The 14928-nt window shown below is 72.2% G+C and carries 12 protein-coding genes and 1 pseudogene; 9 read left to right on the forward strand and 4 right to left on the reverse strand.

Annotation, left to right across the window (positions count from 1 at the left end; all coding sequences use genetic code 11):
- The first annotated feature begins 448 nt into the window (after window positions 1-448).
- From ACIBJB_RS27685 to ACIBJB_RS27710, 6 genes are all read left to right on the forward strand, one after another.
- Window positions 449-1822, forward strand: a complete 1374-nt coding sequence (locus ACIBJB_RS27685) for a Tat pathway signal sequence domain protein (protein WP_398934170.1) — start codon at window positions 449-451, stop codon at window positions 1820-1822.
- A 499-nt stretch (window positions 1823-2321) separates the two neighbouring features.
- Window positions 2322-4352, forward strand: coding sequence for an iron uptake transporter permease EfeU (gene efeU, locus ACIBJB_RS27690; RefSeq protein ID WP_398934172.1), 2031 nt, complete (start codon window positions 2322-2324; stop codon window positions 4350-4352).
- Window positions 4353-4390: 38 nt separating this feature from the next.
- Entirely contained in the window at window positions 4391-5662 is a 1272-nt protein-coding gene (efeB, locus tag ACIBJB_RS27695; RefSeq protein WP_398934650.1) for an iron uptake transporter deferrochelatase/peroxidase subunit, read from the forward strand.
- 110 nt (window positions 5663-5772) lie between these two features.
- Window positions 5773-6765, forward strand: coding sequence for a dihydroxyacetone kinase subunit DhaK (dhaK, locus tag ACIBJB_RS27700; RefSeq protein ID WP_398934174.1), 993 nt, complete (start codon window positions 5773-5775; stop codon window positions 6763-6765).
- 37 nt (window positions 6766-6802) lie between these two features.
- Window positions 6803-7402, forward strand: a complete 600-nt coding sequence (gene dhaL / locus ACIBJB_RS27705) for a dihydroxyacetone kinase subunit DhaL (RefSeq protein ID WP_398934176.1) — start codon at window positions 6803-6805, stop codon at window positions 7400-7402.
- On the forward strand, window positions 7395-7805 hold the full coding sequence (locus tag ACIBJB_RS27710; RefSeq protein WP_398934178.1) for a PTS-dependent dihydroxyacetone kinase phosphotransferase subunit DhaM: 411 nt from the start codon (window positions 7395-7397) through the stop codon (window positions 7803-7805). The genes dhaL and ACIBJB_RS27710 overlap by 8 nt, the downstream gene beginning before the upstream one ends.
- Before the next feature lie 56 nt (window positions 7806-7861).
- On the opposite strand, the gene ACIBJB_RS27715 is transcribed toward ACIBJB_RS27710, so the two are convergent.
- On the reverse strand, window positions 7862-8500 hold the full coding sequence (locus ACIBJB_RS27715) for a TetR/AcrR family transcriptional regulator (protein ID WP_398934180.1): 639 nt from the start codon (window positions 8498-8500) through the stop codon (window positions 7862-7864).
- Between the two features lie 160 nt (window positions 8501-8660).
- Here ACIBJB_RS27715 and ACIBJB_RS27720 point away from each other — a divergent pair, with 160 nt between their 5' ends.
- Window positions 8661-9422: an SDR family NAD(P)-dependent oxidoreductase gene (locus tag ACIBJB_RS27720; RefSeq protein WP_398934182.1), complete on the forward strand. Its 762-nt coding sequence runs from the start codon at window positions 8661-8663 to the stop codon at window positions 9420-9422.
- Window positions 9423-9437: 15 nt separating this feature from the next.
- On the opposite strand, the gene ACIBJB_RS27725 is transcribed toward ACIBJB_RS27720, so the two are convergent.
- Window positions 9438-10136, reverse strand: coding sequence for a glycoside hydrolase family 75 protein (locus ACIBJB_RS27725; protein WP_398934184.1), 699 nt, complete (start codon window positions 10134-10136; stop codon window positions 9438-9440).
- 500 nt (window positions 10137-10636) lie between these two features.
- Here ACIBJB_RS27725 and ACIBJB_RS27730 point away from each other — a divergent pair.
- Both ACIBJB_RS27730 and ACIBJB_RS27735 read left to right on the forward strand, forming a co-directional pair.
- Window positions 10637-11463: pseudogene (locus tag ACIBJB_RS27730) on the forward strand (fibronectin type III domain-containing protein).
- A gap of 166 nt (window positions 11464-11629) precedes the next feature.
- On the forward strand, window positions 11630-12181 hold the full coding sequence (locus ACIBJB_RS27735) for a hypothetical protein (RefSeq protein WP_398934185.1): 552 nt from the start codon (window positions 11630-11632) through the stop codon (window positions 12179-12181).
- Window positions 12182-12212: 31 nt separating this feature from the next.
- Here the strand turns inward: ACIBJB_RS27735 and ACIBJB_RS27740 are convergent, their stop codons facing one another.
- Together ACIBJB_RS27740 and ACIBJB_RS27745 are read right to left on the reverse strand one after the other, a co-directional pair.
- The gene (locus tag ACIBJB_RS27740; RefSeq protein WP_398934186.1) at window positions 12213-12755 is read right to left on the reverse strand and encodes a PadR family transcriptional regulator; all 543 of its coding nucleotides are present in this window, start codon (window positions 12753-12755) and stop codon (window positions 12213-12215) included.
- A 33-nt stretch (window positions 12756-12788) separates the two neighbouring features.
- The gene (locus tag ACIBJB_RS27745) at window positions 12789-14804 is read right to left on the reverse strand and encodes an FAD-dependent oxidoreductase (RefSeq protein WP_398934187.1); all 2016 of its coding nucleotides are present in this window, start codon (window positions 14802-14804) and stop codon (window positions 12789-12791) included.
- Between the last annotated feature and the right edge of the window lie 124 nt (window positions 14805-14928).

Below are 14928 nucleotides of genomic sequence, written 5' to 3' on the forward strand. Positions count from 1 at the left end.
GCAGCATGGCCGCGGTGGCGAGAAGCGGGACCCGACGGCGGCGCAGGAACGCCCGCAGTCGCCCTGTCGGCCCCGTCCGGCGCGGTGCGGTCCGCTCCGCCGGGGCGGGGGCCGGCGCGACGGCAGCTGTCATGGGGGCGTCTCCGTTCAGCGATCCGGCGCCCCGCACGGTCGGATGGCGCCACCTGCTGATCGATTCTTGATCGCGTCCCCTCGCGCGGCATCGGCCGTTCGGCCAGGAACCGCCGCCGATGACACGGCGGCCTCTCGGCCGAATGACCGAGGCCGCCCTCGCCGCCGGCTGAGCCCCCTCGCGTGATCACCGCTTCGTCCGAGCGCCAACTGCTGTTCGTACCACAGGCGTTGACCCGTCCCTGGAGCAACAGCAGAATGATCCCGCAACTGTGAGAGCGCTCTCACGGCTCGCTCGCACCTCCCGAGGAGACCCATGACCGGCCGCCCCCGCCCGCCCCTCAGCCGCCGTACGCTCATCGGGACAGGCCTCGGTGTCGCGGTCCTCACCGCGACCGGCACCGGCACGGCCCGCGCCGCGCAGCACACCACCGAGGCCTCCGCACCCCGCCGCGCACAGGCGTTCCTCGCCGCCGCCATGGACGCCTACCCGGACCACGGCACGATCCGGCTCACCCAGAGCTACACGGACCAGGCGGGACTGTTCAGCACGGCGTTCACGTACGACAACGCCCTCGCGATCCTGGCCCATCTCGCCTGCTCCGCCGGGGAGTCGCGGGCCGTGGCCCTCGGTGACGCGCTGCTGTACGCCCAGGCCCACGACCCCGTGCACGACGACGGCCGACTGCGGCAGGCCTACAACGTCGGGCCGTACACCTTCTACGACGGCTCGCCGCAGCCGGACGGGTTCGTCAAGGCGGACGGCACGGCCAACGTCGGTACGCAGTTCGGCTTCACCGGGACCGCCGTGGGCGACATGGCATGGGCCGGTATCGCGCTTAGCGCGCTCGCCGGGCGCACCGGTGAGCGGCGCTTCCTCACCGGTGCGGTGCGGATCGGCGAGTGGATCGAGCGGGTCGGTCGCACCGACGAGCCGCTGGGCGGCTACAAGTTCGGCGTCGACGGGGCGAACCAGAAACTGCCGTTCACCTCGACCGAGCACAACACCGACCTGGTCGGCCTGTTCGGACAGCTCGCCCGGCTGACCGGGGACAAGGTCTGGCGGGAGCGCCGTGCGCGGGCCAGAGCGTTCGTCGAGAAGATGTGGGAACCGTCGGGCGGGTTCTTCTACACCGGCACCAACGACGGCGTGACGATCAACAGGTCCCCGATCCCGGAGGACACCCAGACCTGGACCCACCTCGCCCTCGCCTCCCCGTCCCACTCCCGCTCCCTCGACTGGGCCGCGACCGAGCTGGCCGTGCTGGACACGGCCGACCGCCCCAACAGCACAGTCCCCTCCGGTCAGTCCTACGAGGGCGTCACCTTCAGCTCGGCGAGCCTGCTGGCCGACGAGGGTGCCCCCATCGCCGACGGCCAGCCCAGGCCGGACCGCAACGGTGTCTGGTTCGAGGGCACCGCCCACCTCGCCCTCGCCCTGCGCCACCGGGGGCACAGCGGCGACGAGAAGCGAGCCCGTCGCCTGCTCGGCTCGATCGAGCGCGCCCAGGACCTCCTCGGTGACGCCCAGACCGTCGGTGGCACGGCCCTCCCGGCCCGCTCCGGCGTCGTCTCGGCGAGCAGCCCGCTCGACACCGGTTTCGGGTTCGGCTACTACCCCTACCGGCACACCGGCGCCACCGCCTGGTACCTCCTGGCCGCGGCCCGCGCCAATCCACTGCGGGCCTGACTCCCCGCCCGGTCACCCCAGACAGGATCAACCGGCGGCGGCGCGTCCCTGAGTTCGGCGTCGCGCCGCTTGCCGTCCCCACGGAGTTCGCCGCGACTACGGCATCGTCGCCGACGCGCGGGGTGCCGCGGCCGCCGGCTCCGCCGCGCGCCGGGCGGCATGAAACGGCGGCACAGACCAGCGGTCCTGTGCCGACGGCTGCCGCCGGCTGATCGATCGCTGTGCCCAGCTCTGCCCTGCCGGGGTCAGCGTGGCGGCACCCGCGTCGGTGATCGTGGTCGTCATCGGGCGGCGGTGGTCGCCCAGCCCGAGCCGCGCCCGGCATCCCGATGACGGCGATCTTTGCTGCCCCATTGCGCGGACATGACCGGATAACTGCTGATCCATGACCGGACAGCGGCAGACCCGCACGCATGATGGTCGGCGTAGGTAAGGCGTGCCTTCGCTAACCAGCGACGACGGCGGCCGAGGACAACTGTCAGGAAGGGTCGCCGCAGCCATGTGGGACGACGCGTTTCCGAGCTTTCTCATCGGCCTGAGGGAGGGACTCGAGGCCGGGCTCATCGTCTCCGTACTCATCGCCACGTTGGTGCGCTCCGGTGCCCGGTCGCGGCTGCCGCAGGTGTGGACGGGCGTCCTGGCCGCGATCTCCCTCGCGCTGAGTTTCGGTGCGGTGCTGACCTTCACCGCCGCGTCCCTGTCCGCGACCGCCCAGGAGGCGTTCGGGGGCGCGCTGAGCGTGGTGGCCGTCGGGTTCGTCACCGCGATGGTGTTCTGGATGCGCCGCTCGGCGCGCACCTTCTCCAGTGAGATCCGGGAGAAGGTCACCGGGGCGCTGGGCATGGGCGCGGGCATGCTGATCGTCACCTCGTTCCTGGCGGTGGGCCGCGAGGGGCTGGAGACCGCGCTGTTCCTGTGGACCACGGCCCGCGCGGCCGGCGAGTCCGCGGGCCCGCTGACCGGCGCCGGGATCGGCCTGGTCCTCGCGGCGGCCCTGTGCTGGGGGCTGTACCGCCGCGTCCTGCACATCAACCTGACGAGGTTCTTCACCGCCACCGGTGCCGTCCTCATCGTGATCGCGGCCGGCGTGCTCGGGTACGGGCTGCGCGACCTCCAGGAGGGCAAGGTACTGCCCGGCGGGACGTCGTACGCCGTCGATCTGGGCGGCAGTGTGGACGCGGGGGCCTGGTACAGCACCCTCGTGCAGGGTGTGTTCAACCTGACGCCGACCATGACCTGGCTGCAGGTGGCCGGGTACGCCGGCTATCTCGCGGTCGTGATGACGCTCTTCCTGCGGGGTCCGTCGACCCGGCCCACGGACCCCGCCCCGAAGGCACCGCAGACGAAGTCCGCCGGTTCGGCACCCGCCCGCCGTCGCCCTCCCTGGGTGGCCCCCGTCGCGGTCGTCGCCGCACCCGCCGTACTGGCGGGAGCAGCCGTCGCCCTCGGTGGCTCCCGGCCCGCCGGTGCCCAGACCGTGGCCGTGTCGGCGACGGACTGCGGCAAGGGTTTCACCGCGCCGAAGACCGGGCGGCGGGCCTTCCGGATGCGCAACACCGGTGACAAGACGTCCGAGGTGTACCTCATCGACCCGGGCACGGGCGCGGTCTACGGCGAGGTCGAGGGCCTCGCTCCCGGCACCACCCGTGACCTGGTGGCGACCGTCGCGGGCGGCACGTACGCCTGGCGCTGTGTGCCCAGCAGCGGCAAGGCGGTCACCTCCCGCGCGGTCCGGGTCACGGGTGGCGGTGGGACCACCGCGGTCATGCCCGTCTCCGCCCACGACCTCGCCGCGCCGCTCAAGTCGTACAAGGCATACGTCGACCGCGGTCTGGCCACCCTCGTCACCCAGGCCGACCGGCTCAGCGACGACGTCACGGCCGGCCATCTCGGTGCGGCCCGCACCGACTGGCTGACCGCGCAGCGCACCTACGCCTCCCTCGGTGCCGCCTATGGCACGTTCCAGGACTACGACCAGAAGATCGACGGAAGGCCCGACGGGCTTCCCGGCGGCGTGCACGACAAGGACTTCACCGGCTTCCACCGGATCGAGTACGGCCTGTGGCACGGCCAGACCGCCAGCGAACTGACCGCGCCCGCACGGCAACTCGCCGCCGACGCCGCCGGGCTGCGCAAAGCCTTCCCCACCCAGGACTTCGACCCCGGCGACCTGCCCCTGCGCGCCCACGAGATCCTGGAGAACACCCTCCAGTTCGAACTCACCGGCGACGCCGACCAGGGCAGCGGCACCGAACTCGCCACCGCCGACGCCAACCTCGTCGGCACCCGCGAACTCCTCACCGTGCTGCGGCCGTTGCTGACCACCCGTGCCCCGCACCTGCTCCCCACCGTCGACGCGGATCTCGCCCGGCTGCAGAAGCTGCTGGACTCCGCGCACCACGGCGGGAGGTGGACCCCGGTCGACCGTCTCGAGGCGACCGGCCGGGCGCGGCTGAACGGGGCCACAGGGCAGCTCCTGGAGGACCTCTCGCCGGTGCCGGACCTGCTGGAGATCAGGAAGTCCGCGTGAAGACCCACGATCACGAACGCCCCGAAGGGAACCACCCCATGCCGTCGACCGAAGCATCAGGCTGTCCCGCGGGTGCCGGCCGCCGCTCCTTCGTCAGGACGGCCCTCGGTGCCTCGGCCGCGGGCGCCGCACTGGCCGGCGGCTCCTTCGCGCTGAGCGCGAGCGGCGGCACGGCCGAGGCGCAGGCGGCGGACACCCCCGACACCGCGAACGTGCCCTTCCACGGCGCCCACCAGGCGGGCATCCTCACCCCGGCACCGGCCGCGGCCACCTTCGTCTCCTTCGACGTGATCACCGACGACCGCGCACAACTGGCCGACCTGCTACGGACGTTGACGACGCGCGCCCGCTTCCTCACCTCCGGCGGCACCCCCGCCGACCTCGGCGTCGGCGCCCCGCCCTCCGACAACGGCATCCTCGGCCCGGACGTCCCCGCCGACGCCCTCACCGTCACCGTGGGTGTCGGAGCCTCGCTCTTCGACGACCGCTACGGCCTCGCGAAGGCGAAGCCGCGCCGGCTCACCCCGATGCGGACCTTCCCCAACGACAACCTGGACCCGGCCGCCTGCCACGGCGACCTGTCCCTGCAACTCTGCGCCGCCCGCCAGGACACGGTGCTGCACGCACTGCGCGACATCGCCAAGCACACCCGCGGCGCGATGCAGATCAAGTGGCGCGTCGACGGCTTCCAGAACGTCCCCCGCCCCAGCGGCGCCCAGCGCAACCTCCTCGGCTTCAAGGACGGCATCGCCAACCCGGAGGTGACATCGGCCCGTGAGATGAACCGGCTCGTGTGGGTCGGGGCCGGGCAGGGCGAGCCGGTCTGGGCGACCGGCGGCTCCTACCAGGTCATCCGCGTCATCCGGATGCTCGTCGAGTTCTGGGACCGGGTCTCTCTGACCGAACAGGAGCTGATGTTCGGCCGCCGCAAGGACACCGGCGCCCCGCTCGACGGCGCCAAGGAGACCGACGTGCCGCGCTACGCCAAGGATCCGCACGGCACCGCGATACCCCTCGACGCGCACATCCGCCTCGCCAACCCGCGCACCAGCAGGACGGACAACTCCCGCATCCTGCGCCGGGGTTACAACTACGACCGCGGGATCGACGACGTCGGCAACCTGGACATGGGCCTGGTGTTCTGCTGCTACCAACAGGACGTACAGCGACAGTTCGAGGCCACCCAGACCCGTCTGATCGACGAACCCCTCGTCGACTACATCTCCCCGACCGGCGGCGGCTACTTCTTCGCCCTGCCCGGCGTCCGCGACTCCGCCGACTGGCTGGGCCGGGAACTGCTCATGGTGTGAGGTGCCGCTCGGCCGGGGGTAGGGCTGGGCGGGGGCTACTGGTCACACTGGTTCTGAACTGTTAGAACGCAGACCACGAGCCCATCTGCCATCCTGACCCGGAGGAACCCATGAAGATGCTGATCAACGTCCCGGAAACCGTGGTCGCGGACGCCCTGCGCGGTATGGCGGCCGCCCATCCCGAGTTGACCGTGGATGTCGAGAACCGTGTGATCGTACGGCGGGACGCCCCCGTAGCCGGGCAGGTCGCGCTGATCTCCGGTGGCGGCTCGGGCCACGAGCCGCTGCACGGTGGTTTTGTCGGACCCGGCATGCTGTCCGCGGCCTGCCCGGGCGAGGTGTTCACGTCGCCGGTCCCGGACCAGATGGTGCGGGCGGCGGCCGCCGTGGACAGCGGGGCCGGCGTGCTGTTCATCGTGAAGAACTACACGGGCGACGTGCTGAACTTCGACATGGCGGCGGAACTCGCCGAGGACGAGGGCATTCAGGTGGCGAAAGTCCTGGTCAACGATGACGTGGCGGTGACCGACAGCCTCTACACGGCCGGTCGGCGGGGCACCGGCGCCACACTGTTCGTGGAGAAGATCGCGGGCGCCGCGGCGGCGGAGGGGCAGCCGCTGGAGCGGGTGGAGGCGATCGCCCGGCAGGTCAACGAGAACTCCCGGAGTTTCGGCGTCGCGCTGAGTGCCTGCACCACGCCCGCGAAGGGCAGCCCCACCTTCGATCTGCCGCCCGGCGAGCTGGAACTGGGGGTCGGCATCCACGGCGAGCCCGGCCGGGAGCGGCGGGCGATGATGACCTCGCGGGAGATCGCCGATTTCTCGGTGCACGCGATCCTGGACGACATGAGCCCGCGCAATCCCGTCCTCGTCCTGGTCAACGGCATGGGAGCCACCCCGCTCCTGGAGCTGTATGGCTTCAACGCCGAGGTGCAGCGGGTGCTCACCGACCGCGGGGTCCCCGTCGCCCGCACCCTGGTCGGCAACTACGTCACCTCGCTCGACATGGCCGGTGCCTCGGTCACCCTGTGCCAGGTGGACGAGGAGCTGCTGCGGCTGTGGGACGCGCCGGTGAGGACACCGGGGCTGCGCTGGGGAGTGTGAGCAAGCGATCCACGTACCGACCACGCAAGGAGATCCAGTGCTCGACGCCGACTTCTTCCGCCGTTGGATGACGGCGACCGCCGCCTCAGTCGACCGCGAGGCGGAACGGCTCACCGCTCTCGACTCCCCCATCGGGGACGCCGACCACGGCAGCAACCTTCAGCGCGGGTTCACCGCGGTGGCCGCCACCCTGGAGAAGGAGGCCCCGGACACCCCGGGGGCGGTTCTCACCCTCGCCGGACGGCAGCTCATCTCGACGGTCGGCGGCGCTTCGGGGCCCCTGTACGGGACCCTGCTGCGCCGGACCGGCAAGGCACTCGGCGACGCCGGCGAGGTCAGTGAGGAACAGCTCGCCGAGGCGCTGCGGGCGGGGGTGGAGGCGGTCATGACGCTGGGCGGGGCCGCCCCGGGCGACAAGACCATGATCGACACGCTGGTGCCGGCCGTGGACGCGCTCGGTACCGGCTTCGCCGCGGCCCGGACGGCCGCCGAGCAGGGGGCCCTGGCCACCACGCCGCTGCAGGCCCGCAAGGGCAGGGCGAGCTATCTCGGCGAGCGCAGCATCGGGCACCAGGACCCGGGCGCGACCTCGGCCGCCCTGCTGATCGCCGCGCTCGCGGAGGCCGCAGGTGAGTGACGGAAAGCTGGTCGGAATCGTGCTGGTGTCGCACAGCGCGGAGGTCGCCGCGTCCGTCGCGGAGCTGGCAAAGGGGCTCGCGGGCGGTGGCGTGGAGGTGCCCGTCGCGGCGGCCGGGGGCACCGAGGGCGGCGGACTCGGTACGAGTGCGGAGCTGATCGCCGGCGCCGCCGCGGCCGTGGACCGGGGGGCCGGGATCGCCGTGCTGGCCGACCTCGGCAGCGCGGTGCTCACGGTCAAGGCGCTGCTGGCGGAGGGTGACGAACTCCCGGACGGCACCCGCCTGGTGGACGCCCCGTTCGTCGAGGGGGCGGTGGCCGCGGTCGTCACGGCGGCCACCGGAGCGGACCTCGCGGCGGTGGAGGCGGCCGCCGCGGAGGCGTACAGCTACCGGAAGGTCTGACGGCCCCCGCCAAAGGCCCTGCCCGACCCATAGCCCCTGGCCGCCCCCCCCAGCCACTATCCGACCCCTCCCGCCGCGACGGCGAGGGCCGAGCGCAGGGTCTCCATCAGCTCGGTCTCCGCCGTCGCACGATCGGTGCCCGTGCCGGCGGTGCGCCATGCGTGGTGCTCGACCGCCGCACGCAGAGCCGCGTTGAACATGGCCGCCTGGATCGTCGGTCCGAGTCCGTCGGCGGGGAGCCGGGCGCGCTCGGCCAGGGCGCGGGCGAACGCCGGCTCCGCCTCGTCGTACGTCTGGAGCCAGACGGCGCGCAGGCCCGGCTCGGTGCGGGTCAGGCGCACCAGGTCGCGGACGGTGGCCCGGTCGAGACCGCCGATGACACCGATCCCGGGCGCCGGGGTCCGGTCGAAGAGCCGCTCCAGGGGCTCGTCCGGCGCCCACTCCCGCAGCAGGGCCGCGATCAGCTCGATGCCCTCCGAGAACAGCGGGCTCACGCAGCTCTCCTTGCTGGGGAAGTAACGCCACACGGTCCGTGCGGAGACGCCGACCGCCTGTCCGATCTGTTCACCGGTGGTGGCAGCCACTCCCTGGGTGACGAACAGCTCCACGGCGGCCCGGGCGATCTCCAGCCGTATCTCGGCCCTGCGCTCCTCGGTGAGGGGCGGTCGTCCCGTGCGTCCGCGCGCTGCGGTCATCAGTTCCTCCGGCTCCGGTGATCACGGTGATCGCGTGTCCGTGCTGCCGGAAATTCTCCCCCACGACTTTATGTCACTCACCGACATTAAGTCGTATGGTGGCGACAGCGGTGGGCGCGACGCCCGCGCGGGACCAGGCACTGACCGACGGGAGCACCCCATGGCGGGAGAATTCGAGGGACGCAGCGTCGTCGTCACGGGAGCGGGTGCGGGCATCGGGCGCGCGACAGCCCTGGCCTTCGCCGCCCGGGGCGCCCGAGTCCTGGTCGCGGACCTCAACGCCGTGGCCGCGGAGACCGTCGTCAAGGAGATCGACGAGGCGGGCGGCACCGCGGTCGCCGTCACGGGCGACCTCAGCGAGCAGACCGTGGTGGACCAGGTGACGCGAACCGCCGTGGAGCGCTTCGGCGGCGTGGACGTCCTGGTGAACAACGCCGGGATCATGGACCGGATGTCGGCGCTCGCGGACGTGAGCGACGCGGAGTGGGAGCGGGTCCTACGGGTCAACCTGACCGCGCCCTTCCTGCTCACCCGGGCCGTGCTCCCGCACATGCTGGCGGCGGGCAAGGGCGCGATCGTGAACACCGCCTCGGAGGCGGGCCTGCGCGGCAGCACGGCGGGTGCCGCCTACACGGCCTCCAAGCACGGCGTGGTGGGTTTGACGAAGAACCTCGCGGTGATGTACCGCAAGCAGGGGATCCGCGCGAACGCCATCGCCCCGGGCGGTACCGCCACCTCCATCGTCGTGGACGCCGACCAGGAGGCCCACGGCCCGGCGGCGCTCGGCCCGCACTTCGTCAATGCCGGCCGCTTGGCCGAGCCCGAGGAGCAGGCCGCCGCGATCGTGTTCCTCGCCTCGGACGCGGCGAGCAACATCAACGGCGTGGTCCTGCCCGTGGACGACGGCTGGTCGGCGGTCTGACGGATTCGCCCCGCGTCACTTCGCCCCGACGAACAGTCTCGCCAGCCGCTCCCCCGTCGCGACGGCGGCGGCATGGTCCTCGATCGGCTTCACCTGCGCGTCCTTGAAGACGATGTAGGTGACGCCGGAGGGCGCTCCGCCGCCGCGCGGATCGGGACGGATCCCGAGGGCCTTCGCGGTGGCGTAGGACGCCTCGCCGATGATGGGGCCCGGGCCCACGTCCCCGACGACGGCGTACTGCACCCGGTCCCGGTACACGACGGCCGCGACCGCGCCGCCGCGCACCCCGTGCTCGCGGTAGTCCCAGATCCCGCTCGCGGCCGGCACCACGATGTACGGCAGCCTTTCGGCGCTCAGGTAGCGGCCGTCGGACTGCTGGTAGGCGGTGGCGTCGGAGAACAGCGGGTCAGCGCGGCGGTTGCAGTGGCTGCCGGGCCGGCCGTCGCAGTCGATGTCCAGGTCTGCCTTCCAGAAGACCGCCTGACGGGTGCCGCAGACCGGGATGGTCGCGGCCGTGCCGTCGTCACTGCGGTAGCGGCCGCGTGAGACGGGAGCGCACTCCCGCACCCTGGCCAGAAGGTCGGCGGCCTCGACATCGCCCTCGCGCCGCACCGCCGGCTCCGTCCGGGCGGCGGCGAGCTCCGTGGCGGGGGACGTCGTCGGGGCGAGCAGAGCGGCACTTGCCGCGGCCAGCGTCAGCGACTGGACACGCACGATAGGGGACCCTCTCCTGGGAGGCATCGACGAGCCCAATCTGATCCGGCCTCAGCCATGCGGCCACCGCAGGGCGTCCGGACGGGGCAGGGACCGGGGGCCCGAGCCCTCGACGAACCCGGGCCTCCCGGCCACCCGTACGGCGCGGGAACAGCGACGACAGCGGCCCGCGCCACCAGCACGAACACCCTTTTCCTCAGGGAGAGTTCGGCCGTGAAGACCCTCAGCATACGTAACCCTCCGAGCTCGACCCACACGGTCCGCCCTCTTGATGCGAACACACAGCGGCGCCATATTGGTCCGGACCATTGCAGTGATGCCCTCACCGGGGAGGCAGCGACGTGCCCGTTCCCCTCCGACGTTCCGCGCCGCTCTGCGCACTGCTCGCGCTGCTCACCTCCTGCGCGTGGGGTGGGGCCGACGACGGCGAGAGCGGCCGGCTGCCCGACGCGCCCGTGAGTGTCACCGCCGCCGCGGGCAGCGCGACCAGCGTGCACGTGATGTGGAACGCCGTGTCCTCCGCCGTGGGCATCCATGGCTACGAGATATATCGCGGCACCACGAAAGTCGAGGATGTGCCGGGTTCTCAGCACATGGTGGATGTCACCAGGCTCAGGCCCGCCACCCCGTATGTCTTCAGCGTGCGGGCCCGCGACACGGAGGGACGCCTCGGCCCACCCAGCCGGGAGGTGCGGGCGACGACTCCGGTGGCCACGGCGGCGGACCGTTCCGCCCCGACACGCCCCGCGAGCTGCGGGGCCGGACGGCGGGCAGCCGGGCCGTCCAGCTGATGTGGGCCGCCTCGGCGGACGACCGGGACGTGGTGTCGTACGACATCTATCAGGGCGACACGAAGATCCACAGTGTCGGCGGCAATCAGACGGCGGCCGTGCTCACCGGGCTGCGTCCTGGCACCCGCTACTCCTTCACCGTCCGGGCCCGGGACGCGGCCGACAACCTCTCGCAGGGGGACAGCGTCCGTCTGACCACGCCGGGCAGCGACGACGGCCGCGGCACCGCGCCGAAGGACTTCCGCGCGACCACGCGGCGGGGAGCCGACGGTGCGTACTACCTCGACCTGGTCTGGGAGCCGCCCGAGACGGACGGTGTCGTCACGGAGTACCAGGTCCACCTCGACGGCAAGGCGGCCACCTCGCTCGTGTTCGGCGGGACGCCTCCGCGCGGGAGGGTGACGTACAGCTTCTACCTGGGGCGCGAGGCCGGCGAGAGCCACCGGGTGCGAATCCGGGCGCGGCTGCCCGACGGCACCTGGGGCGGACTGTCGGCCGAGAGGACGGTGACGACGGGCCCTGCCAGTGAGGGGTGAGGCTCCTCACGCGTGCGCCGGACGGGGGAACCCGTCACCTGCCCGGCGGCGCTCCGCATGCGGGCCGGCCCGTGTGCGCGTTGGCTCTCCCTGAGGCAGCACGGCCCTTCCCCCACCTCGGCGGCGCCACGGATGTACCGCCAACCGTGCCGCCGGAGGGCAGTCCATGCGCACTACTCAGCTTCTTCTCCGCTCCGGCCTGACCGTCGCGGCCGTCGCCGCGCTGCCGCTCGCCCTGACCGCCGGGCCGGCCGCAGCCGCGTCGGGCATCTCCGTGAGCACCTCCGGATCCACGGTGTCCGTCACGACCACGGCATGCTCACGCACCGCGCCCACTGGCGGCTGGGGCACCGCCTCGCTTCTCACCAGCAGCCAGGCGAACTTCAGCCAGGGCCGCCAGGTGGCCCTGTCGGGCACCACTTCGCTGCAGTCCGCGGCCTGGTCGAGCGTGAGTCCCGGGACGTACACCGTCATCGTGAGGTGCGCCTTCAACAACAGCACCGCGGGCACCCAGTCGATCATCGTCTCGGGGTCCGCGACGCCCACGGTCTCGGCGACGGCCACGGCCTCCCCGTCCCGCGGTGTCATGGGCGGCCTGGGCGGCGCCACCAAGGACTACGGCACCCTGACGCTGGCGGTCGGCGGCGGCCTGGTGACGGTCGGCGGGCTGGCGGCGGCCTGGTTCCTGCGCCGCCGGTCGCGGCCGTACCGCCTCTGAAGGCGTTCGGTCGCGGCCGTTCTGCAAGCCGTCAGCTGTCCGGGAGGCCGGCGAACTCCTCCAGGGCCTCGGTGAGCCACTGCGTCCAGAAGGTCTCCAGCTCGATGCCCGCGCGCAGGACCAGGTGCTGAAGCCTGGCCTGCGCGCTGTCGTTCCCGGGCGGGAAGTCGCGCTTCTCGATCTCCTCGTACTCGGCCAACTGCCGTCGGTGCAGGTCGAGATGGCGGCACAGGTCGGCTTCGAGGCCCTCCGTGCCGACGACGGCGGCCGCGCGTAGCCGCAGCAGCAGGGTGTCCCGGTGCGGCTTGGGGTCCTGCGCCGCGGCCGTCCAGCGTTCGAGTTCGGCGCGGCCCGCGGGCAGGACCTCGTAGCTCTTCTTCTGCCCGCGGGTCGGCTGGGCCGCGGGCAGGGCCCGGATAAGGCCCTCGGCCTCGAGTTTTCCCAGCTCGCGATAGATCTGCTGGTGCGAGGCCGACCAGAAGTAGCCGATCGACCTGTCGAACCGGCGGGTCAGGTCCAGCCCCGCCGACGGCCTTTCGAGCAGAGCGGTGAGGATCGCGTGCGGGAGTGACATGGGGTCATCCTAGGGACGGCGCCCGTAAGGGCCTCAGAGGGCGGCCGCGACCTCCGTGCCCTGCTTGATGGCCCGCTTGGCGTCCAGTTCCGCGGCCACGTCGGCTCCGCCGATCAGGTGCGCGCTGCGGCCCGCGGCGACGAGCTCCTCGTACAGGTCCCGGCGGGGATCCTGCCCGGTGCACAGCACGACGGTGTCGACCTCCAGGACCGTGCTCTCCTCGCCGACGGTGACATGCAGTCCCGCGTCGTCGATACGGTCGTAGCGCACACCCGGGACCATGGTGACGCCCCGGTGCTTGAGCTCGGTGCGGTGGATCCAGCCGGTGGTCTTGCCGAGCCCGGCGCCGACCTTGCTGGTCTTGCGCTGCAGGAGGTGCACGGAACGCGGCGGGGCGGGGCGTTCGGGGGCGGCGAGTCCGCCGGGTGCCGTGTAGTCCATGTCGACACCCCACTGGCGGAAGTACGTCTCGGGATTCTCGTGCGCCTTGTCGCCGCCGTCGGTGAGGAACTCGGCGACGTCGAAGCCGATGCCCCCGGCGCCCAGGATCGCCACCCGGTCGCCGACGGGGGCGCCGTCGCGCAGGACGTCGAGGTAGCCGACCACGCTGGGGTGGTCGACGCCCGGGATGTCGGGGGTGCGCGGGGTGACGCCGGTGGCGACGACGACCTCGTCGTAGGCGTCCAAGTCACCCGAGGACACGGGGGCGTTCAGCCGTACGTCCACGCCGTGGGCGTCGAGCTGGTGGCGGAAGTAGCGGATCGTCTCGTCGAACTCCTGCTTGCCGGGGACCTTGCGGGCGACGTTGAGCTGGCCGCCGATCTCGCTCGCGGCGTCGAAGAGCGTGACGTCATGGCCGCGTTCGGCGGCGGAGACCGCGCAGGCGAGTCCCGCCGGGCCGGCTCCGACGACCGCCACGCGCTTGCGCAGCCGCGTCGGGGCCAGCACCAGCTCGGTCTCGTGGCAGGCGCGCGGGTTGACCAGGCAGGAGGTGATCTTCCCGCTGAAGGTGTGGTCGAGACAGGCCTGGTTGCAGCCGATGCAGGTGTTGATGGCCTCGGGACGGCCCTCGGCCGCCTTGTTCACGAACTCCGGGTCGGCGAGCATCGGGCGGGCCATCGACACCATGTCCGCGTACCCGTCGGCGAGCAACTCCTCGGCCAGTTCGGGGGTGTTGATGCGGTTGGTGGTGACGAGCGGGATCGACACCTCGCCCATGAGGCGCTTCGTCACCCACGTGTAGGCGCCGCGCGGCACCGAGGTCGCGATGGTGGGGATGCGGGCCTCGTGCCAGCCGATGCCGGTGTTGATGATCGTGGCCCCGGCGGTCTCGACGGCCTTGGCGAGCGTGATCACCTCGTCCAGCGTCGAGCCGCCCGGGACGAGGTCCAGCATGGACAGCCGGTAGACGATGATGAAGTCCTCGCCGACGGCCTCGCGCACCCGCCGCACGATCTCCACGGGGAAGCGCACGCGGTTCTCGTACGAGCCGCCCCAGCGGTCGGTGCGGTGGTTGGTCTGCGCGGCGATGAACTCGTTGATGAGGTAGCCCTCGGAGCCCATGATCTCCACGCCGTCGTAGCCGGCCTGCCGGGCGAGGCGGGCCGCGCGGACGTAGTCGCCGATGGTCCGCTCGACCTCGGCGTCGGTGAGTTCGCGGGGCGGGAAGGGGCTGATCGGCGCCTGGAGGGGGCTGGGGGCGACGAGATCCTGGTGATAGGCGTACCTGCCGAAGTGCAGGATCTGCATCGCGATCCGGCCGCCCTCGCGGTGCACGGCCTGGGTGATGGCCCGGTGCTGCTCGGCCTCCGCGTCGGTGGTGAGCTTGGCGCCGCCCTCGTACGGCCGTCCCTCGTCGTTGGGCGCGATACCGCCGGTGACGATGAGGCCCACTCCCCCGCGCGCTCGCTCCGCGTAGAAGGCGGCCATGCGCTCGAAGCCGCGCTCGGCCTCTTCCAGGCCGACGTGCATGGAGCCCATCAGGACGCGGTTGGGCAGCGTGGTGAAGCCCAGGTCGAGCGGGTTCAGCAGGTGCGGGTAACGGCTCATGGGGCCCCTCCGTCGCGGTCTCGTGCCTCTCTGTTGTAGAGGACCGCGACATCTTTATGCAACTAGTTGCACAACCGGGGAGGGGTGATACGAACCACGTCGGTGATCGGAACCACGTCGGTGC

The organism is Streptomyces sp. NPDC050759 (assembly GCF_044456945.1).
GTDB lineage: Bacteria > Actinomycetota > Actinomycetes > Streptomycetales > Streptomycetaceae > Streptomyces.

Excerpts from the sequence above, each read along its gene's own strand:
- ACIBJB_RS27685 (WP_398934170.1), top strand. The coding sequence starts at position 449 with ATGACCGGCCGCCCCCGCCCGCCCCTCAGCCGCCGTACGCTCATCGGG.
- efeU (WP_398934172.1), top strand. The coding sequence starts at position 2,322 with ATGTGGGACGACGCGTTTCCGAGCTTTCTCATCGGCCTGAGGGAGGGA.
- efeB (WP_398934650.1), top strand. The coding sequence starts at position 4,391 with ATGCCGTCGACCGAAGCATCAGGCTGTCCCGCGGGTGCCGGCCGCCGC.
- dhaK (WP_398934174.1), top strand. The coding sequence starts at position 5,773 with ATGAAGATGCTGATCAACGTCCCGGAAACCGTGGTCGCGGACGCCCTG.
- ACIBJB_RS27715 (WP_398934180.1), bottom strand. The coding sequence starts at position 8,500 with ATGACCGCAGCGCGCGGACGCACGGGACGACCGCCCCTCACCGAGGAG.
- ACIBJB_RS27720 (WP_398934182.1), top strand. The coding sequence starts at position 8,661 with ATGGCGGGAGAATTCGAGGGACGCAGCGTCGTCGTCACGGGAGCGGGT.
- ACIBJB_RS27735 (WP_398934185.1), top strand. The coding sequence starts at position 11,630 with ATGCGCACTACTCAGCTTCTTCTCCGCTCCGGCCTGACCGTCGCGGCC.
- ACIBJB_RS27740 (WP_398934186.1), bottom strand. The coding sequence starts at position 12,755 with ATGTCACTCCCGCACGCGATCCTCACCGCTCTGCTCGAAAGGCCGTCG.
- ACIBJB_RS27745 (WP_398934187.1), bottom strand. The coding sequence starts at position 14,804 with ATGAGCCGTTACCCGCACCTGCTGAACCCGCTCGACCTGGGCTTCACC.